The organism is Streptomyces davaonensis JCM 4913 (genome assembly GCF_000349325.1).
Classification (GTDB): domain Bacteria; phylum Actinomycetota; class Actinomycetes; order Streptomycetales; family Streptomycetaceae; genus Streptomyces; species Streptomyces davaonensis.
The window spans coordinates 4,288,940-4,308,018 of the sequence record NC_020504.1 but is presented as its reverse complement, the minus strand read 5'-3'; the positions used below and the strand labels follow the sequence as shown (position 1 = coordinate 4,308,018).

The 19,079-nt window shown below is 70.4% G+C and carries 16 protein-coding genes; 11 read left to right on the top strand and 5 right to left on the bottom strand.

What is annotated here, in order from left to right; genetic code table 11:
• The first annotated feature begins 5 nt into the window (after positions 1-5).
• From BN159_RS18775 to BN159_RS18755, 5 genes are all read left to right on the top strand, one after another.
• Complete coding sequence (locus BN159_RS18775; RefSeq protein ID WP_015658566.1) at positions 6-2,966, top strand: bacterial transcriptional activator domain-containing protein; 2,961 nt, start codon at positions 6-8, stop codon at positions 2,964-2,966.
• Complete coding sequence (locus BN159_RS18770; protein WP_015658565.1) at positions 2,963-3,688, top strand: prepilin peptidase; 726 nt, start codon at positions 2,963-2,965, stop codon at positions 3,686-3,688. The genes BN159_RS18775 and BN159_RS18770 overlap by 4 nt, the downstream gene beginning before the upstream one ends.
• A 72-nt stretch (positions 3,689-3,760) precedes the next feature.
• A complete protein-coding gene (gene mqnC, locus BN159_RS18765) occupies positions 3,761-4,960 on the top strand; it encodes a cyclic dehypoxanthinyl futalosine synthase (protein ID WP_015658564.1) in 1,200 nt (399 codons plus the stop codon).
• Positions 4,961-5,608 (top strand): amidohydrolase family protein, encoded by a 648-nt coding sequence (locus BN159_RS18760; protein ID WP_015658563.1) that lies wholly within the window; start codon positions 4,961-4,963, stop codon positions 5,606-5,608.
• A 90-nt stretch (positions 5,609-5,698) separates the two neighbouring features.
• Complete coding sequence (locus BN159_RS18755; RefSeq protein WP_015658562.1) at positions 5,699-6,394, top strand: demethylmenaquinone methyltransferase; 696 nt, start codon at positions 5,699-5,701, stop codon at positions 6,392-6,394.
• Between the two features lie 28 nt (positions 6,395-6,422).
• Here BN159_RS18755 and BN159_RS18750 read toward each other — a convergent pair whose 3' ends face one another.
• Both BN159_RS18750 and BN159_RS18745 read right to left on the bottom strand, forming a co-directional pair.
• Positions 6,423-6,746 carry a PASTA domain-containing protein gene (locus tag BN159_RS18750; protein WP_041819505.1) on the bottom strand — a complete coding sequence of 108 codons (324 nt, stop codon included), beginning with the start codon at positions 6,744-6,746 and terminating at the stop codon, positions 6,423-6,425.
• Between the two features lie 133 nt (positions 6,747-6,879).
• Positions 6,880-7,401 (bottom strand): GNAT family N-acetyltransferase, encoded by a 522-nt coding sequence (locus BN159_RS18745; RefSeq protein WP_086016531.1) that lies wholly within the window; start codon positions 7,399-7,401, stop codon positions 6,880-6,882.
• 97 nt (positions 7,402-7,498) lie between these two features.
• Here BN159_RS18745 and BN159_RS18740 point away from each other — a divergent pair, with 97 nt between their 5' ends.
• The 3 genes from BN159_RS18740 (at position 7,499) to BN159_RS18730 (ending at position 11,853) form a co-directional block, all read left to right on the top strand.
• A complete protein-coding gene (locus BN159_RS18740; RefSeq protein ID WP_015658559.1) occupies positions 7,499-8,785 on the top strand; it encodes a geranylgeranyl reductase family protein in 1,287 nt (428 codons plus the stop codon).
• Between the two features lie 145 nt (positions 8,786-8,930).
• Positions 8,931-10,556 (top strand): IS1182 family transposase, encoded by a 1,626-nt coding sequence (locus BN159_RS18735; RefSeq protein ID WP_106435897.1) that lies wholly within the window; start codon positions 8,931-8,933, stop codon positions 10,554-10,556.
• Between the two features lie 64 nt (positions 10,557-10,620).
• On the top strand, positions 10,621-11,853 hold the full coding sequence (locus tag BN159_RS18730; RefSeq protein ID WP_041818680.1) for an IS4 family transposase: 1,233 nt from the start codon (positions 10,621-10,623) through the stop codon (positions 11,851-11,853).
• A 224-nt stretch (positions 11,854-12,077) separates the two neighbouring features.
• Here BN159_RS18730 and BN159_RS18725 read toward each other — a convergent pair whose 3' ends face one another.
• Positions 12,078-12,974, bottom strand: a complete 897-nt coding sequence (locus BN159_RS18725; RefSeq protein ID WP_015658557.1) for an IS982 family transposase — start codon at positions 12,972-12,974, stop codon at positions 12,078-12,080.
• Between the two features lie 154 nt (positions 12,975-13,128).
• Here BN159_RS18725 and BN159_RS18720 point away from each other — a divergent pair, with 154 nt between their 5' ends.
• Positions 13,129-14,211, top strand: a complete 1,083-nt coding sequence (locus BN159_RS18720) for an IS110 family RNA-guided transposase (protein WP_015658556.1) — start codon at positions 13,129-13,131, stop codon at positions 14,209-14,211.
• Between the two features lie 311 nt (positions 14,212-14,522).
• Here the strand turns inward: BN159_RS18720 and def are convergent, their stop codons facing one another.
• On the bottom strand, positions 14,523-15,149 hold the full coding sequence (def, locus tag BN159_RS18715; RefSeq protein WP_015658555.1) for a peptide deformylase: 627 nt from the start codon (positions 15,147-15,149) through the stop codon (positions 14,523-14,525).
• Between the two features lie 98 nt (positions 15,150-15,247).
• Here def and BN159_RS18710 point away from each other — a divergent pair, with 98 nt between their 5' ends.
• The gene (locus BN159_RS18710; protein WP_015658554.1) at positions 15,248-17,059 is read left to right on the top strand and encodes a hydroxysqualene dehydroxylase; all 1,812 of its coding nucleotides are present in this window, start codon (positions 15,248-15,250) and stop codon (positions 17,057-17,059) included.
• 78 nt (positions 17,060-17,137) lie between these two features.
• Here the strand turns inward: BN159_RS18710 and BN159_RS18705 are convergent, their stop codons facing one another.
• Positions 17,138-17,968, bottom strand: coding sequence for a C40 family peptidase (locus BN159_RS18705; RefSeq protein ID WP_015658553.1), 831 nt, complete (start codon positions 17,966-17,968; stop codon positions 17,138-17,140).
• Between the two features lie 738 nt (positions 17,969-18,706).
• Here BN159_RS18705 and BN159_RS18700 point away from each other — a divergent pair.
• The gene (locus BN159_RS18700; RefSeq protein WP_003992243.1) at positions 18,707-19,066 is read left to right on the top strand and encodes an NADH-quinone oxidoreductase subunit A; all 360 of its coding nucleotides are present in this window, start codon (positions 18,707-18,709) and stop codon (positions 19,064-19,066) included.
• The last annotated feature ends 13 nt before the right edge of the window (positions 19,067-19,079 follow it).

Below are 19,079 nucleotides of genomic sequence, written 5' to 3'. Positions count from 1 at the left end.
CTCCCATGCCGCGACGCTCAAGCTCGACGAGAAGCTCGACGGGAAGCCCGACCACCCCGCGGAACCGGACCCCGCAGCCCGTGCGGGTGCACCGGCGTTCGTTCGGGGACTTCGTCAAGGCGTTCCTCGCGTTCGTCGCGCTGGTTGTGCTGCTGGTCGGGGTGCCGGGGTCGTTGGCCATGTATCTGGGGTGGCCGGTGCCCACCACCTGGGAACCCCAGGAGTGGCTCACGAAGGAACTGAGCGTCGGGACGTTCATCGACATCCTCACCTTCTTCGTCTGGCTCGCCTGGGCGCAGTTCACCGCTTGCGTGATCGTGGAGATGAAGGCCGCGCTCTCGGGGGTCGGCGTGCCGGGGCGTGTACCCGGTGCCGGGCCCAGTCAGTTGCTCGCCCGGCAGCTCGTCGCCGCGCTGCTGCTCGTCGGCGCCACCGCCGCCAGCCTCGCCCCGGGGCTCTCCCAGCTCGGGCAGAGCCTGGAGGGCAATCAGCGCCCCACCGTCGCCGCCGCCCAGCAGACCCCGGGCGGTGGGCTGTTCGCGCAGCAGCAGGAGCAGGCCGCCTCCGCCGCGGCCGCCCTCGCCGAGCAGGCGTCGCACACGGAAGCGGCGACCCCGGGTACCGCCAAGGACGGGGACACGAAGTACTACCGGATCCAGCCGCCCGAGGGACGTCACCACGACTCCCTCTGGGAGATCGCCGAACGGCACCTCGGCGACGGCCGCCGGTACAAGGAGATCTACCAGCTCAACAAGGACCGCGTGCAGCCCGATGGGTCACGGCTCTCCGAAGCCAGCCTCATCCGGCCCGGCTGGATCATGGAGATGCCCGGCGATGCCCGCGGCGGCGACCTCGTCGAGATGCCCGATGAGACGCCCGACGTCTCGCCCGAGGTCCAGCAGCAGATCCACGACTACGCCAAGACCGGAGGCGACACGGCCCAGGGAGGCGGCGACCACGCCCAAGGCGGCGGCCACCAGCAAGGCTCCTCCGGTGACACCGCCCAGGTCTCCCTCCCGGAGCAGCGCCCCGCCGCCCCCGAGCAGCAGCAACACGCCACCGCCTCCACCGAGTCCGACACCTTCGGCCTCCCCGAAGCCCTCCTCACCGCCCCCCTCCTCGCCGCCGGTCTCCTCGGCGCCCTCGGTCGCAGGCGCCGTCAGGCCCTGTGGCAGTCGGCGCTCGGATCCGTCGGCGGGCGGCGCGGCATGGAGCCGCCCACCCCGACCGGCGACGCCGCGAACGTGCAGGACGCCCTCCTGGTCGGCGCCGACCCCGAGGGCGTACGCCTGCTGGACCGTTCCCTGCGCGGGCTCGCCGCCTCGCTCGCCGAGGAGTCCCGGGCCCTGCCCACCGTCTACGCCGCCTGGCTCAGCAACGGCGATCTGCATCTCCAGCTCGCCCAGCCCGCCGGGAAGCCGCCCGCGCCCTGGCAGCTCGGCCAGGACCAGACCTTCTGGATGCTGGCCCGCGCCGACGCCGAGCGCTACGAGGACACCGACACGGCCGCCCCGTACCCCGGTCTCGTCAGCCTCGGCACCATGGACGACTCCCGGCTGCTGCTGAACCTGGAGTCCGTGCCCGGCATCGTCTCCCTCGCCGGCCGCGAGGCCGACCGGGCCGCCGTGTTCGCGTCCGTGGCCGCCGAGCTGGCGACCAACGGCTGGTCCGACCGCATGACCATCACCCTCGTCGGCTTCGGCCAGGACCTCACCCCGCTCGCCCCCAACCGCCTGCGCCACCTCGACGGCATCGACGATCTGATCGAGACGATGGAGGCCGAGACCCGGCAGCGGCGCGGAGCGCTCGGCGCGGCCGGACAGGACTCCGTGCTCACCGGGCGTACCGGGCCCGCCCAGCACACCCGTTGGGCCCCGCACCTCGTCCTGCTCGCCGCGCAGCCCTCCGCCGAGGACGCCGTCAAGCTCGCCGAACTCGCCTCCGACGCCAGCCGCCTCGGCATCGGCTACCTTGTCGGCACCGAGACCGGCGATCTCCCGGGCGCCGCCTGGGAGATGGAGATCACCGGTGAGGGCAAGCTGCTCGCCCCGCTGCTCGGGCTCGAGTTGGAGGCACAGCTGCTGCCCGTCGCCCAACAGCAGGCCGTCGTCGAGCTGTTCGTGCAGGCCGACCCCGACCAGGACCCGGACGGGCCGACCACCACCCCGCCGTTCCTCGTCGACGTCAGCGAGCAGGGGCGGCCCGCGGTCTACGCCCGCCTCGTCGGCCCGTACGAGATCATCGGCCTCGACACCCCCGACGGCGAGCGCAGCGCGCTGCTCCACGAGGCGCTCGCCCTGCTGCTCCTGCACCGCGAGGGCGTGCACCCGCGGGTGCTGTCCTCCGCGCTGTGGCCGCGCGGAGTCACCGAGGACGTGCGGGACGCGCTGCTGGAGCGGCTGCGGGCGTGGCTCGGCACCGATCCCGACGGCAGCCCGCGGCTGCGCACCGACTCCACCGGGCGGCTCAACCTCGCCAAGTCCGTCGTATCCGATCTCGATGTGCTGCGGTCGCTCTACCACGAGGCCACCCAGGGCCGGGGCGTGAACAGCCGGGCCGTGCGCGGGCGGCTGCTCACCGACGCGCTGGTGCTGGTACGCGGACCCCTGCTCGCCGACCGGGCAGAGGGCCGCTACCGCTGGCTCACCCACGAGATCGTCGACGCCCAACTTCCGCTGCTGGTCGCGGACATCGGGCTCGCGCTGTCCGCGTTCCACCTGGAGAAGGACCGCGCGGAGAAGGCCATCGAGGCGCTCACCGCGGCCCTCAACTCCGCGCCCGCCGACGAGCGCCTCTGGCACGAGCTGCTGCGCGCCACCCACGCCACCGGCGACACCGCCCGCCTCCAGGCGCTGGCCGCGGACCTCATCACCCGCAGCGGCGCGCGCGGTCTGCCGCCGCGTACCGAGGCGCTGCTCGACGAGCTGCTGCCGACCTGGCGCGACGGCGCCGTCGCCGCGGGATGACCGACCTGCTCCTCGTACTCGCCGCCGCACTGTGGGGTGCGGCGGCGGGCGCGTTCCTGCCCCGGGCCGCCTACCGCTTCTCCGCCCCGGCGGGCGAGCCCTGGCGCGACAACTGCCCGGAGGGGCATCCGGTACGGGGCTGGCTCGGGCGCGCGCACTGCACCACCTGCGCACGGTCCTACGGCCTTGGCGTCGTCCCCCTCTCCCTCGCCACCGCCGCCGTCTGCGCCGCCCTCGCCGCCGCCACCGGCACCCGCCCCGAACTGGGCGTATGGCTGCTGCTCGCCCCCCTCGGCGTACTGCTCGCGGTGGTCGACTTCCGCGTCCAGCGCCTGCCGGACCCGCTGACCCTGCCGCTCGCGGGGGCCGCCCTCGTCCTGCTCGGCGTGGTCGCCCTGGTCCCGGAGCACGCGGGGGAGTGGACCACCGCCCTCTACGGCGCCCTCGCCCTCGGCGGCGGATATCTCGTCCTCTTCCTCATCAACCCCGCCGGCATGGGCTTCGGCGACGTCAAGCTCGCCCTCGGCACGGGCGCGGTCCTCGGCTGGTACGGCTGGTCCACGCTGATGCTCGGCACCTTTGCCGGGTTCCTGCTCGGGGCGCTGTACGGCGGTGCCCTGGTCGTTGTACGGAGGGCGGGACGCAAGACGTCGATCCCCTTCGGGCCCTTCCTGATCGCCGGGGCCTTCCTCGGACTGCTGATCGGGGCCTACACGGCCTGACGTCGGCCCGCGCAACCGCCTGGCGTAGGCTGGATCAGTCCGTCCACAACCCTTGACGAAAGGGACGCCCCGGTGACAGAGAAGGCCGACCTCCAGTCCGTCCTCGACCGTGCCGCGGAGGGTGGGCGGATCACCCCAGAGGAGGCGCTCGACCTCTACCGCGACGCCCCGCTGCACGCGCTCGGCGCCGCCGCCGACGCCGTACGCCGCCGCCGTTACGCGGGCACCGAGCACATCGCGACGTACATCATCGAGCGCAACATCAACTACACGAACGTCTGCGTGACGGCGTGCAAGTTCTGCGCCTTCTACGCGCCCCCCAAGGACACCGCCAAGGGCTGGACCCGCGACCTGGACGACATCCTGCGCCGGTGCGCGGAGACGGTCGAACTGGGCGGCACCCAGATCATGTTCCAGGGCGGCCATCACCCGGACTACGGCGTCGAGTACTACGAGAAGCACTTCAAGGCCATCAAGGACGCGTTCCCGCAGCTGGTCATCCACTCCCTCGGCGCGTCCGAGGTCGAGCACATGGCCCGGATCAGCGGGGTGTCGGTCGAGGAGGCGATCCAGCGGATCCACGCGGCCGGCCTCGACTCCTTCGCCGGTGCCGGCGCGGAACTGCTCCCCGAGCGCCCCCGCAAGGCCATCGCGCCGCTCAAGGAGTCCGGCGAGCGCTGGCTGGAGATCATGGAGACCGCCCACAACCTGGGTGTCGAGTCCACCTCCACCATGCTGATGGGCACCGGCGAGACCAACGCCGAACGCATCGAGCACCTGCGGATGATCCGTGAGGTCCAGGACCGGACGGGCGGCTTCCGCGCCTTCATCCCGTACCTGTACCAGCCGATGAACAACCACCTGAAGGGCCGCACACAGGCCACGATCTTCGAGTACCTGCGGATGATCGCGATCTCCCGGCTCTTCATGGACAACATCGCCCACATCCAGGGCTCCTGGCTGACCACCGGCCAGGACGCGGGCCAGCTGACGCTGCACTACGGCGCCGACGACCTCGGCTCGATCATGCTGGAGGAGAACGTCGTCTCGGCGGCCGGTGCCAAGCACCGCTCCAACCTCCAGGAAATGATCGACATGATCCGTACGGCGGGGCGGGTCCCGGCCCAGCGCTCGACCACGTACGAGCACCTCGTCGTGCACGACGACCCGGCGAACGACCCGGTCGACGCGCGCGTCGTGTCCCACATCTCCTCCACGGCGATCGAGGGTGGCACGGCCCACCCCGAGCTGAAGATCCTCGCCTCCAACTAGATGCTCACCATCCATACGGCGGCCCTGGTGCTGCCGATCGGCGCCGAGCCGGTGCCGGACGGGGCGGTCGTCGTCGACGGCGACCGCGTCGCGGCCGTCGGGCCGTACGACGACATGGCGGCGTCCTACGAGGGTGCGCGCACCCGGCGCTGGCCGGGCGTACTGACCCCGGGGCTGCGGCAGTTGCACGGACGGTGGCTGCTGACCCGGTGCTACCACCCCGACCCGCGCGAGGCGGACGAGCTGGGCACCGAGCCCCTCACCGGCGCAGCCTTCGCCGAACTCGCCCCGGACGCCGCCCGGATGGCGGGCAGCGTCCGCCGCGGCCTTCAGCGGATGCTCGCCCACGGCACGACCCATGTCGGCGGCCCCTTCCCGGACGCCGTACGGCAGTCGGTGGCGCGGTCGGGCCTGCGCGAGGTGCCCGATCCGTGGCGATCGGCTCCGCCGATGTGGGACGGCCCGGACCTGAACCCCTTCGTGGAGGGCCACGACCTCCCCGGCACGGTCCATGGCCCGCTCACTGTCGGGGGTGCGGCAGACCTGGCGGTCTTCGACGTACCGGACGAGAACGCGCTCACGGCGAAGGGCGCGGGGACGTGTGTGGCGACGGTGCTGGGGGGCCGACTGGTGTACCGCCGCCGCTAGAACGAACCTCTTAGGGGCGCGGGGAACTGCGCGACCGACCACAGACCTCCCCTGAGCCGGTCCTGGAAGGCGTACTGCAAGAATGGACGCGTGACCCGCGCTTCCCTGAACAAGCAGCCGCACGAAGTCGCCTCGATGTTCGACGACGTCGCGGAACGGTACGACCTGACGAACGACGTGCTCTCGCTCGGCCAGGACCGGGTGTGGCGCAAGGCGGTCGCCAAGGCGGTCGACGCCCGGCCCGCGCAGAAGATCCTGGACCTGGCCGCCGGTACGGCGACCTCCTCCCTGCCCTTCTCCCGCACCGGCGCCTATGTCGTCCCCTGCGACTTCTCGCTCGGCATGCTCCAGGTCGGCAAGCGCAAGCACCCGTGGCTGCCGCTGACGGCGGGCGACGCGACGAGGCTGCCGTTCAAGGACGACACCTTCGACGCCGTCACGATCTCCTTCGGGCTGCGCAACGTCCAGGACTTCGACGCCGGCCTGCGCGAGATGTACCGGGTGACCAAGCCCGGCGGCCGCGTGGTGATATGCGAGTTCTCCCACCCCACCTGGGCGCCGTTCCGGACCGTCTACACCGAGTACCTGATGCGCGCCCTGCCGCCGGTCGCCCGCGCGGTGTCCTCCAACCCCGAGGCGTACGTCTATCTCGCCGAGTCCATCCGCGCCTGGCCCGACCAGCCCGCGCTGGCCGAGCGTCTCCAGAAGGCCGGCTGGTCGAAGGTGGCCTGGCGGAACCTGACGGGCGGGGTCGTCGCCCTGCACCGGGGGTTCAAGGAGAGCTGAGGCGGGGTTCAGGGGGCCTGGGGCGGGCTCAGGGAGGGCTGAAGCCGACGCAGGCGGCGTAGGAGTGGCCCCCAGGCTCGTCGAGTTCTCGGCGCAGCCCACCGTGTGGGGGGCGCGACGGCCGCGGTTCCCGTACGCCCCCGCCGCCCTCTCCCTCCCCGAAGTCGAACCACACGGTGACCACGGCCCCGCGCGGTACCTCGACGCCGGGCGCGGGGTACTGCCGTACGACGTAGTCCACGACGGCGAGTTGAAGGTCGGGGCGGTCGGGCGAGGCGAGCAGCACGCCGCGCGCCTCGGCCGACACGCGCGCGTCCACGGCCATCAGGCCGACGAGGCGTGGCACGCGCACTTCGGATGTGTTGGGCGGTTTGTACACAGACGTCACCCCCAGCGGTACCGGCAGGGTAACCCCCACCCGGTACCGCTCGGAAGCGTTAAGTGTCTTTCTGTGACAGTCGGTTACTGTCCGTAGTGCAGGTGGTTCACGCTGCTCCGCTTGTCAGGTCCAACCGGTAGCAGTGCCCCGCCCGCCCGCTCGTCGGAGTGGTGAAGACCTCGGCGAGCCGCATGCCCAGGCGCTGGGTCACCGCGATCGAGCGCTGGTTGCGGGCGTCGACCATGGCCACCACGCCCGGCACTCCCGCCGCCCGCACCCGCTCCAGCGTGAGCCGCGCGGCAGCGGTGACGACGCCCCGGCCCCAGTGCGCCCGCGCGAGCCGCCAGCCGATCTCGATCTCGCCCGTGGGGCCCCAGTCCCGCTCCCACGGCTGGGCGCCGGTGAAGCCGATGACCTCGCCGGACTCGTCCAGCACGGACCACAGGCAGAACCCGCGCTCGGCGTCGTGCCGGCGCTGGCGGGCCGTGAGTTCCTCGTACACCGACAGACCCGCGGACTTGCCGCCGTGGAACTCCATCACATCCGGGTCGTCGAAGAGCCGGTGCCAGGCGACGGCGTCCTCGTCGGTGGGAACGCGCAGCCGTACTACGGGGAGAGCTCGGTTCACGGGGCAGCCCTTCAGCCGGGTGATCACTACTGCTGAATAGACTGCCCATGTCCTGTGCCGGTCGGCACGCAGATTTCGAACTTGGGGAGATCCCGCCGTGACCGAGCCCCTCCTCTCCGACAACTCCGCCGATGTGATCGTCGTGGGTGCGGGGCCAGCCGGCTCCACTACCGCGTACCACCTGGCCAAGGCCGGGCTCGACGTACTCCTGCTGGAGAAGACCGAGTTCCCGCGGGAGAAGGTCTGCGGTGACGGCCTCACCCCCCGCGCGGTCAAGCAGCTCGTGGCGATGGGCATCGACATCTCCGAGGAGGCCGGCTGGCTGCGCAACAAGGGCCTGAGGATCGTCGGCGGAGGTGTCCGGCTCCAGCTCGACTGGCCCGACCTCGCCTCCTTCCCGGACTACGGCCTGGTCCGCAAGCGCGACGACTTCGACGAGCAGCTCGCCCGCCAGGCCCAGAAGGCCGGCGCCCGCCTCTACGAGCGGTGCAACGTCGGCGCCCCGATCATCGACGAGCGCACCGGCCGGATCACCGGCGTCCACGCCAAGCTCGGCGAGGAGAAGCGTGAGGTCGCCTTCCACGCACCGCTCGTCGTCGCCGCCGACGGCAACTCCACGCGCCTGTCCCTGGCGATGGGCCTGCACCGCCGCGAGGACCGCCCGATGGGCGTCGCCGTACGCACGTACTTCGAGTCCCCGCGCCACGACGACGACTACCTGGAGTCCTGGCTGGAGCTCTGGGACCGCCGCGGCCCCGAGGACCGGCTGCTGCCCGGCTACGGCTGGATCTTCGGCATGGGCGACGGCACCTGCAACGTCGGCCTCGGCGTCCTGAACACCTCCGACTCCTTCAAGGAACTGGACTGGCGCGAGGTCCTCAAGGCCTGGTGCGCCTCGATGCCGGAGGACTGGGGCTACACCCCCGAGCACATGACCGGCCCGATCCGCGGCGCCGCCCTCCCCATGGCCTTCAACCGCCAGCCCCACTACACCAAGGGCCTGCTGCTGGTCGGCGACGCCGGCGGCCTGGTGAACCCCTTCAACGGCGAGGGCATCGCCTACGCCATGGAATCCGGCCAGATCGCCGCCGACGTCATCGTCCAGGCGCATGCGCGGTCGACCCCGTCGGGCCGCGAACTGGCCCTCCAGCGCTACCCGCGCGTGCTCAAGGACACCTACGGCGGCTACTACGCGCTGGGCCGCGCCTTCGTGAAGCTCATCGGCAACCCGAAGGTCATGAAGATCGCGACCCAGCGCGGCCTGACGCATCCCCTGCTCATGAAGTTCACCCTGAAGATGCTCGCCAACCTCACCGACCCGACGGGCGGCGACGCGATGGATCGGATCATCAACGGCCTGAGCAAGGTGGCGCCGAAGGCATGAGCCGGCGGGCCTAGACCCAATACCGGGACTCTGCTGGTGATGTTGGTAAGTCGCTGACGGCTGGCTGTGTGCGGTGCTTGGCTGGGAGCGTGCGGGGTGGTGTCGTCGGTGGAGGTGGTCGCGGTGGCCGGAGGATCACCAGCGAATCCCAGTACGGACGGTGCGAACGGCGCGGGCGGCGTGTCCGAAGGGCACCCCGGCCATGCTCATCCGGGACCGGTTGGATGTCCTGTTCGAGGATGAGGAGTTCGCCGACCTGTACCCCGACGACGGCAGGCCGGGACTGTCGCCGGGGCAGCTGGCGCTGGTGTCGGTGCTGCAGTTCGCGGAGAACCTGTCGGACCGGGCGGCGGCGGACGCGGTCCGCACCAGGATCGACTGGAAATACGCGATCGGCCTTGAGCTAGAGGATCCTGGATTCGACCACTCGGTCCTGTGCGAGTTCAGGGCCCGGCTGGCCGAACAGGACGGCGCCGCCGACCAGTTACTGGAGCTGATGCTGGATCGCCTGGTGGAGGCCGGCCTGCTCAAGGCCGGGGGCCGGCAGCGTACCGATGCCACCCATGTGCTGGCGGCGGTGCGGACGCTCAGCCGCCTGGAGCTGGTCGCGGAGACGCTGCGAGCAGCCCTGGAGGAGCTGGCCGAGGCCGCCCCCGCCTGGCTGGCGCCGCTGATCGAGCCGGAGTGGGCCAAGCGGTACGGACGCCGGGTGGAGATCGGCAAACTGCCGGGCGGGAAGGCGGCCGTGACCGCCCGGGCCGAGGAGTTCGGCCGGGACGGACAGAAGATCCTGACCGCCGCCTGGGCCGCCTGCGCCCCACCCGGCCTGCGGCTTCTTCCTCAGGTGGAGATCCTGCGCCAGGTCTGGGTCCACCACTACTTCTGGGACGTGGAGGGATTGTTGCGCTGGCGGGACGGCCATGCTCTGCCGCCCGCCTCGCTGCGGTTCGACTCCCCGTATGACACCGATGCGCACTACTGCGTCAAACGGGACACCGCCTGGAGCGGATACCGGACGCATTTCACGGAAACCTGCGACGAAGAACGCCCCGGGCTGGTGGTCCATGTCGCCACCACCATCTCCACCGTCCAGGACATCGAGCTGACCGACACCATCCACGACGAGCTCGCCGGGCGGCAGTTGCTGCCCGCGGAGCATGTGGTCGATGCCGGCTACATCTCTCCGGCACGTATCGAGCGGGCCCAGCGGGTGCACGGCATCACTCTGCTGGGCCCGGTTGTCGCCGACCACAGTGCCCAGGCCAAGGCCGGTTCGGGCTTCGCCAAGGCGGCCTTCACCATCGACTGGGACAATGAGCAGGCGATCTGCCCGCGCGGGGCCACGAGCGTGTCCTGGACCAAGCTGAACATCAAGGACCACACCTATCTGCAGGCCCGGTTCGCCGAGGCGGACTGCCGGACCTGCCCAGACCGCGCGCACTGCACCTCTTCAGCCACCGGGCCCCGCTCCATCGCCGTGCTCCCCCGGCCGTTGCACGAGATCCAGATGAGCAACCGGCTCGACCAGCGCACCGAGCAATGGCAGCGCCGCTACGCGATCCGCGCCGGCATCGAGGCCACTCTCTCGCAGAACGTCCGAGCCCACGGCCTGCGCCGTTCCCGCTACCGGGGCCTGGCGAAGACCCACGTCCAGCACGTCCTCACCGCCATGGCCTGCAACGTCACCCGGGTCTCCGACTGGATATCCAGCACCACCAGAACCCGACGCCGCACCACACACTTTCACGCGCTATGCGCAGCCGCCGCATGACCCCGACAACATCACCAGCAGAGTCATACCGGTAACTTAGGGGCAATCTGGTCGTTGTTGTGGTGTGCCAAGAGCGGGTCAACTGAAGTCATCTGGTGAGCGGTTGTCGGATCGGGTCGCGGTCGGGGTGCTGACGCAGGCGTTTCCTCAGTCGCTGGTGGATGAGGTGCTGGCGGAGACGGGCCGCGTGCAGCGGCGGAACCGGCTGTTGCCAGCCCGGCTGGTGGTCTACTTCGTGCTGGCGATGTGCCTGTTCTCCGGGCAGAGCTATGAGGAGGTCGCCCGGCTGCTGACCACGGGTTTGCAGGGTGCGCGGCGTTGGCGTGCATCGTGGGTGGTGCCGAGTACGGCGGCGATCTGGAAAGCCAGGTCCCGGCTGGGGGTGGCGCCGATGCGGCAGTTGTTCGCGCGGGTGTGCCGTCCGGTTGCGACACCGGGCACTCAGGGCGCCTTCTACCGCGACTGGCGGCTGACCGCGATCGACGGCACCACATTTGACCTGCCCGACACGAAGGCGAACGTGGAGGCGTTCGGCCGTCCGCCCCGCTCCGGGCGCGGTGAACAGGACGTCGGCTACCCGCAGTTGCGCATGGTCGGCCTGGTGGAGTGCGGCACCCACGCCGTCTTCGACGTCGCGCTCGCAGCTCTTCGCACCGGAGAGCAGACCCTGGCCCGGACGGTCCTGAGATCCCTGCGGCAGGGCATGCTGCTGCTGGCCGACCGCGGCTTTTACGGCGTGGACCTGTGGCGCGAGGCAGCGGCGACCGGGGCGGACCTGCTGTGGCGGGTACGCAAAGACCTCGTGCTGCCGGTGGTCGAGCAGTTGCCGGACGGCTCGTATCTCACCGAGATCTTCGACCGCAGCGACATCCACCACACCCGTCGCGGGGTGCCGGTACGCGCGGTGGAATACACCATTGCCGGACATGAGGGCGTCTACCGGCTCATCACCACGATCCTCGACCCGGACAAGGCCCCGGCCGCCGAACTGGCCGCCCTCTACGCCCAGCGATGGGAGTTCGAGTCCACCCTCGACGAGATCAAGACCCACCTCGGCGGGTCGCACCTGGTACTGCGTTCGCAGCATCCTGACGGAGCTGAGCAGGAACTTTACGGCTTCCTGCTTGTCCACCACGCCATCCGGCACCTGATGCACCAGGCTGCACGACAAGTCGACCAGGACCCCGACCGGATCTCCTTCACCCGCTCACTGCGCGTCGTGCGCCGCCAGGTCACCGACCAGGCGGCCTTTTCCCCCCGGCCGGCTCGCCCGCGCCATCAAGGCCACCCACGCTGAACTCCTCGAACGCCTCCTGCCACGGCGCCGCCGCCGGGCCAACCCCCGCGTCATCAAACGCAAAGTCGCCAGCTGGCCGCTCAAACGCGTTGCCCACCGAGTCGCAGACCGCCCACGTGTTCCGGCCGTCACCATCGTTGGCGCCACCAAACCCAAACGGGTCAAGCGGACACCAAAGCCCTAAGTTACCGGTATTGGGCCTAGACGAGTAGTTCCGATGTGGCTTAGTGGTCGTAAGCGATCAGTGACCTGGTGATGGGTGCGCCGATGGTCCGGTTGTGCCAGATCGCGCAGGTCATGGCGAGGATCCGCTGAGCCACGCGGACGCCGACGCCTTCGATGGTCCGGCCGCCGTGCTGTTCCAGGTCGAGTTGGCCCTTGAGGGTGTCGTTGACCGACTCGATCAGCTGACGGACCGTCTTGAGCAGGGGCTCCGCCGGGTGTGGGATGCCGCGGTTGCGGTAGGAGGGCCGCAGCAGACTGATGCCGCGGGCGGCGAGGAAGCGGTCGAGTTCGGCGGCGATGTAGCCCTTGTCCGCCAGGATCAGCAGGCCCGGCCGGGCGGCGGCCAGATGTGGTTCGTTGTCGATCAGGTCGGCCAGCACCTGCCGGTCGTCGATCTTGGGGTCGGCCAGGGCCCAGGTGACGGGCAGGCCGGCCGGGGTGCACACCAGGTGTAGTTTCAGGCCCCAGTAGAAGCGTGAGTGGGAGCGGCAATAGCCGTAGTTGGCCCAGCCGGCCAGGTCGGAGCGTTTGACGGTCTCACGCGAGCGGGCGCACTCGACGGGCGTCGAGTCCACGATCCACACATCGTCCAGCCACAGGTCACAGTCGGTGGCGAGGGAACGGATGGCCCGCTTGACCAGGCCCAGCGCGGCTCTCAGGCGCTTGTTGTAGGCCGGGCGCTGGGGCAGGTAGGGGAACAGGCCATGCAGGTGGGCGTGGGCGAAGCGCAGCCAGCGGGCCTCGCAGTGGAAGCCCAGCATCGCTTGGGCCACGGCCAGGGTGACCAGTTCCGCGTCGGTCAGCCGGGGCGGCCGGCCACGCCACCGCGGGGTCTTCAGATGGTCATCGACATGCACGTACAGTGCGGTCAAGAGGGTGTCTAACTCGGTCGTCACAACCCGATGCTGGACACCCTCCCTGCGTCCGTGAACCCCGCAATCGGAACTACTCGTCTAGACCGTATGGAGAACCGGCGCCTCACTCGCAAGTTGGCGCGGGTTGCCGCCACTCTGAGTGGCGGTAGAGCCGCAATTGCGGGAGGTGCCGGCCATGTTCGAGCGTACGTATGCCGGGCTGGATGTTCACGCCCGTTCGGTCGTCGGGGCCGCGATCGATGGAGTTTCCGGGGAGATCCGGTCGCTGCGGCTGGCGCCGGAGACGAACGCGGTGCTGGCCTGGGTGGCGTCGTTGCCCGCTCCGGTGGCGGTGGCGTATGAGGCAGGGCCGACTGGGTTCGGGCTGGCCAGGGCGTTAACAGCGGCGGGTGTGCGGTGCGTGGTGGTGGCCCCGTCGAAGATCGAGCGGCCGCCGGGGGATCGGGTCAAGACCGACCGGCGGGATGCCGAGAGGTTGGCCAGGCTGCTGCGGATCGGGGAACTCCCGGCCGTGCGGGTGCCCACCGAGGCGGAGGAAGCCGCGCGGGATCTCGTGCGAGCGCGCGAGGACGTGCGCGGGGACCTGATGAGGGCGAGGCACCGGCTGTCCAAGCTGCTGCTGCGCCAGGGCCTGGTGTGGCAGGGCACGGCCTGGACGCAGGAGCACGAGGGTTGGCTGCGCTCGCTCTGCTTCGACCGGTTCGGCGTGCGGCTGGCCTTCGAGGAAGCCTTCGACACCGTGCTGAGCACCCATGCCCGCCGCGGGCGGCTGGACGGGGCCATCGAGCAGATGGCCGCCGCCTCGCCGTTCGCGCCGGTGGTGGGGCGGCTGGGGTGCCTGCGCGGGATCAGCACGCTGACCGCCTTCGGCCTGGCCGTCGAGGTCGGCGACTGGCACCGGTTCACCGGCGCCACCATCAGTTCCTATCTGGGGCTGGTGCCCTCGGAAGCATCCAGCGGAGAGCGCCGGGTGCAGGGTCCGATCACCAAGACCGGCAACAGTCACGCCCGCCGGCTGCTGGTGGAGGCGTCCTGGCACCACCGCAAGCGCTACCGTCCCAGCCGCGAGCTGATGCGCCGCCAGGCCGGTCAGCCGCCCGCCGTCCGGGACCGGGCCGAGCGGGGCAACCGGCGCCTCAACCAGCGGTGGAAGCGATTCGACACCCGCAACAAGCGGCCCACCATCGCCGCCGTGGCCGTCGCTCGCGAACTGGCCGGGTGGTGCTGGAGCCTCGCCGTGATGGACGAGCCGTCCTGACACCAGCCGGCCCACAAACAGCCGGTGGGAGACGGGCGCTGGACAGGCAACGCGAGGAGGACCCGCGGCATAGCTATGAGCAGTCACGTCCACATCTGGCGCGGCCACGCTCGACCCTAGACCCGCGGAACACTCCCGACGCACAACCGGTCATGCGGTACCCAACCCGCGCATATCAGCCTGACCGCGCGTCGACCGACACGCCTCACCACACGCCGTCTCCCACCGGCCCTCACACCGACACGACCAAGACTGATGCCCGGACATCGAGTCGGCATCCGCATGCCCACTTGACACCCAGGCCCTCCATATCAGCTGTTCAGCGCCTCGATGTTGGCGGCCCGGCGGGCGAACACCTCCTCCCGCCGGTCCGTCACCTGCCGCAGCGCGTCCTTGCGGTCCCGCTTGGAGAGCCGGTCCAGGTAGACCTGCCCGGTGGTGTGGTCGGTCTCGTGCGCCAGACAGCGGGCGAAGTAGCCGGTGCCCTCGACGACGACCGGCTCGCCGTCCCTGTCCAGCCCTCGCACCACGGCCCGGTCGGGGCGCGGTACGGCCATGACGGCGCCCGGTACCGACAGGCACCCCTCGCCCTCGTCGAGCAGCCTGCGCCCGGCCGGGTCGGGCTGCTCCAGGACCGGGTTGACGATGTGCCCGACATGCCGGGCCCCGTCGTCGTCCGGGCAGTCGTAGACGAACAGCCGCAGATCGACCCCGACCTGGTTCGCCGCGAGCCCGCAGCCGTCGGCGATGTACATCGTCAGGAACATGTCGTCGATGAGCGCCGCGAGATCCGGCCCGAACTCGGTGACGTCCCGGCACGGCTTGTGCAGCACCTCCTCGCCGACCTCGGTGATCCGCCGCACCGCACCGCGCCGGGCCTCGGGCGCGAGCGGCGGGTACGAGTCGACCGGCCTGCCTTGCAGGAAGACGCTGGGCATCTGAACTCCCTTTGAGTCGTTGCTGGTTGTGTGGATGCTGTGGCTGGCCGGGAATCGGGCTTCCGACCTTCGGAGCCCCTCCCTACCCTCCGGTACTCATGACAACAGAACACACCCGGAACGCTCAGGAGAACGCCGGCCACACCCGCAGACGCTTCCTCACGGCCACTGGAGGAGCCGCCCTGGCGTTAGGCGCCACGGGCCCCGCGTTCGCCGCCGCACCCGCCGGGAAGCGCGTCGCCGTCCTCGGCGGCGGAGTCGCCGGTCTCAGCGTGGCCCAGGAACTCGCCGAACGCGGGTACGCCGTCACCGTCTACGAGTACTACGACGCCCTCGGCGGCAAGGCCCGCTCGATGCCCGTCCCCGGTACCGCGGCCGGCGGCCGCGCCGATCTCCCCGGCGAGCACGGCTTCCGCTTCTTCCCCGGCTTCTACCGCAACCTCCCGGACACCCTGCGCCGCATCCCCTTCCCAGGCAACGCGAACGGCGTCCACGACAACCTCGTCAGCGGCACCGAGGCCCTCTTCGCCCGCGCGGGAGGCCGACCCGACCTGCACTTCCCGCTGCGCCGCGCCACCACCCCGCCCGCCCCCGGCACCCTCACCCTGTCCTGGATCCGCGACCAGCTCCTGTCGGTCCTGGACCTCGGCACCCGGCTGCCCGCCCATGAGGCCGCCTACTTCGTCGACCGGATCCTGGTCCATCTCACCAGCTGCGACGCCCGCCGCGAGGACGAGTGGGAGAAGACCTCCTGGTGGGACTTCCTGCGCGCGGAGGAGATGAGCGAGGAGTACCGCTCGCTCCTCGCCATCGGCCAGACCCGCAATCTGGTCGCCACCCGCGCGGAGGTGGCCTCCACCCGCACGGTGGGCCGCGTCATCATCGAGGCCCTGCTGCTGTGGGGACTGCTCGGCCGGGGCCAGGACGGCGACGCCGACATCGACCGGGTGCTCAACGCCCCCACCACCGAGGCCTGGATCGACCCCTGGGAGCGGCATCTGCGCTCACTCGGCGTCGAGTTCGTCCTCGGCACCAGGGTCCGCGAGGTGCTCTACGCGGGCGGGCGGGTGACCGGCGTCCAGGTCTCGGCCCGCGACGGCGGCCAGGACCGCACCGTCACCGCCGACCACTACGTCAGCGCGCTGCCGGTGGAGCACGCGCGCGTGACGTGGGGCCCGGCCCTGCGCGCCGCTGACCCGCAGCTCGCGCGCTGCGACGCCCTGCGGACGGACTGGATGACCGGCGTGATGTTCTATCTCCGCACGCCCACCCCGGTCGTGCACGGCCACGTCAACTGCCTGGACTCACCCTGGGCGGTGACGGCGGTCGGCCAGGCCCAGTTCTGGGCCGGACGGGACTTCTCGCGCGACTACGGCGACGGAAGCGCCCGGGACTGTCTCTCCGCGATCATCTCCGAGTGGGACAAGCCGGGCATCCTGTACGGGAAGCCGGCTCGCGAGTGCACGCGCGAGGAGGTCGTCGCCGAACTGTGGGCGCAGCTGAAGGACGCGCTGAACGACTCCGGGAAGACGACCCTCACCGACGCCGACCGGCTCGGCTGGTTCATGGACCCGGCGGTGACCGGCCTGGGCGGCCCCGACCCGCAGAACCGCGAGCAACTGATGATCCACCCCACGGGCACCTTCTACAACCGTCCCACGGCCCATACGCGGGTGCCCAATTTCTTCCTCTCGGGGGACTTCGTCCGCACCGACATCGACCTCGCGTCCATGGAGGGTGCCAATGAGGCGGCTCGCGCCGCGGCCAACGCCGTACTGGACGCCGACAATTCGGGCGCCGAACGCTGCGCGATCGCGGGCCTGTACCGCCCGCCCGAGCTGGAGCCGCTGAAGCGGGTCGACGAACTCCGCTACCGGCTGGGTCTGCCCAACACCTTCGACCTCGGCTAGCGGAGGTGCCGGACGGGGCCGCTGCCCCCGAGCGGCTGCGGCCCCATCCGTACTGTTGTGCCCGTTATGGGCTGTGCGTCAGAGTACGCGCACCGCGCCCGAAGCGGGATAGCCGGAAAGGTCCTGAATGACCACACCCTTGGACGGGTTGGCGGCGTCCAGGTACTGACCGTTCCCGATGTACACACCCACGTGGTACGCCGAGCCCTTGCCGCCCCAGTACAGGATGTCCCCGACCTGGAGGTTGGACAGCGACACGTCCGTGCCGGCCATCGACTGGTCCTGCGAGACGCGGGGCAGGTCCACGCCGACCTGCTTGAAGGCGGCCTGCACCAGCGAGGAGCAGTCCCACGCGTTGGGGCCGGTGGCGCCCATGACGTAGGCGTCGCCGAGCTGGGCCTTGAGGAAGGAGATGACCGTCCCCACACTGCCGCTGGCCGGGGCCGAGGCGGTGGTGGACGCGCTGGTCGTGGCGAGCGTGGCCCGCTCGGCGCTGCGGGCGGCGCGCTCCGCGGCGGCCTTGCGAGCGGCCTCGGCGGCCTTCTTCTTGGCCTCCGCCTTCTCCTTGGCCTCGGCGAGGTCGGCCTTGGCCTCCTTCGCGGCGGCCGCCGCTGCGGCGTCGCGCTCGGCCTGGAGCTCGTAGCTGGCCGCGGCCTGCTGCGTGGCGTCCGCGGACTCCGCGACCTGAGCGGCCAGGTCGGCCGTCAGGGTGGGCAGTTCGAGGGTCTGCGTGACCGGCTCGGCGGCGCTCGCCGTGGCCGACGCGCCCGCCGCTGCCATGCTGAGGACGCCACCGGCAACTCCGGCGCGCATCGCGAGGGTCGTGGACCCGGTGCGGCGGGGTTTCCGGTGGCTGCGTATGTGAGCGGTGTGGGACATGAGAACAACCGGTATCAGGGGCTCCTCCATACCTACAAGAAACGTGTGCTGCGCCACAGTTGTTCAATCGACCTCGTGAACCCCGGGTGTGTCGCCCTTTATTGACGCCGTAACGGACATTGCGGACGTAGCCCAACCCGCCCGTGATCACGGCCTTTCATCGGTTCGCCCGAATTGCCCCGCGCTTACCACTTGTTGAGGCAGGTGGCCAAGCCCGGTTCTCACGGCCCTCTCATGGATGTGGCGGAGGTCACGCAACGGTTACGGAGGTGGCCGCGTCCCGCGCGCATGACCCGGTCGCGACCCGGTCGCGTCCCGGACCCGAGTCGCTCGTGAATGTGTGCACGCGTCCACACCGCACCCCGGACCTCCCTCTGACGTGTGAACGGAGTCCACTATCAAGCGTCCGCGTCCATCACCAATTTGCATGCAGAGGAACTCTCTTGATATTGAGACGACCCCTCCGAGCTGCGACGACGAGCGGAAATGTCACCTCAGGTGATCACTTGGATGCCTCGCGTACGAAGATCACCACTCATCCGACTTCATGATCCTTCGTCAGGTGGTGGAGATCACAAAGCTTGTGTAATACCCCGTGTCGCAGATCACAGAGCGGCGGGCATAGGATGCGAGGCAGTTGGGCTTGTGACCTGCTTCACATGTTCTCGATCTTCGCCGGGACGGGCGGAGTTCATGGGGCCGGTGGGGCGGAAGTGAGTCCGGCGACCATCGCCAGCAGTCAGTGCCGACTGAGAGGAGCGAGGAGCGGTGAACGCGTATGCGCCCATCCTCGTACTGGGAGCCCTCGGGGCAGGCTTTGCGATCTTCTCCGTGGTCATGGCCACGCTGATCGGTCCGAAGCGGTACAACCGGGCCAAGCTCGAGGCCTACGAGTGCGGTATCGAGCCGACCCCCACGCCGGCCGGCGGCGGGCGCTTTCCCATCAAGTACTACCTGACGGCGATGCTCTTCATCGTCTTCGACATCGAGATCGTCTTCCTCTACCCCTGGGCCGTCACCTTCGACGCCCTGGGGATCTTCGGGCTCGTGGAGATGCTGCTCTTCGTGCTCACCGTCTTCGTCGCGTACGCGTACGTATGGCGGCGCGGCGGCCTGGAATGGGACTGAGGGGCCTTTAACT

Bases quoted from the DNA above. Each gene is read 5' to 3' on its own strand.
- BN159_RS18760 (WP_015658563.1), top strand. From the start codon at position 4,961: ATGCTCACCATCCATACGGCGGCCCTGGTGCTGCCGATCGGCGCCGAG.
- BN159_RS18775 (WP_015658566.1), top strand. From the start codon at position 6: ATGCCGCGACGCTCAAGCTCGACGAGAAGCTCGACGGGAAGCCCGACC.
- BN159_RS18720 (WP_015658556.1), top strand. From the start codon at position 13,129: ATGTTCGAGCGTACGTATGCCGGGCTGGATGTTCACGCCCGTTCGGTC.
- def (WP_015658555.1), bottom strand. From the start codon at position 15,149: ATGCCCAGCGTCTTCCTGCAAGGCAGGCCGGTCGACTCGTACCCGCCG.
- BN159_RS18710 (WP_015658554.1), top strand. From the start codon at position 15,248: ATGACAACAGAACACACCCGGAACGCTCAGGAGAACGCCGGCCACACC.
- BN159_RS18770 (WP_015658565.1), top strand. From the start codon at position 2,963: ATGACCGACCTGCTCCTCGTACTCGCCGCCGCACTGTGGGGTGCGGCG.
- BN159_RS18705 (WP_015658553.1), bottom strand. From the start codon at position 17,968: ATGGAGGAGCCCCTGATACCGGTTGTTCTCATGTCCCACACCGCTCAC.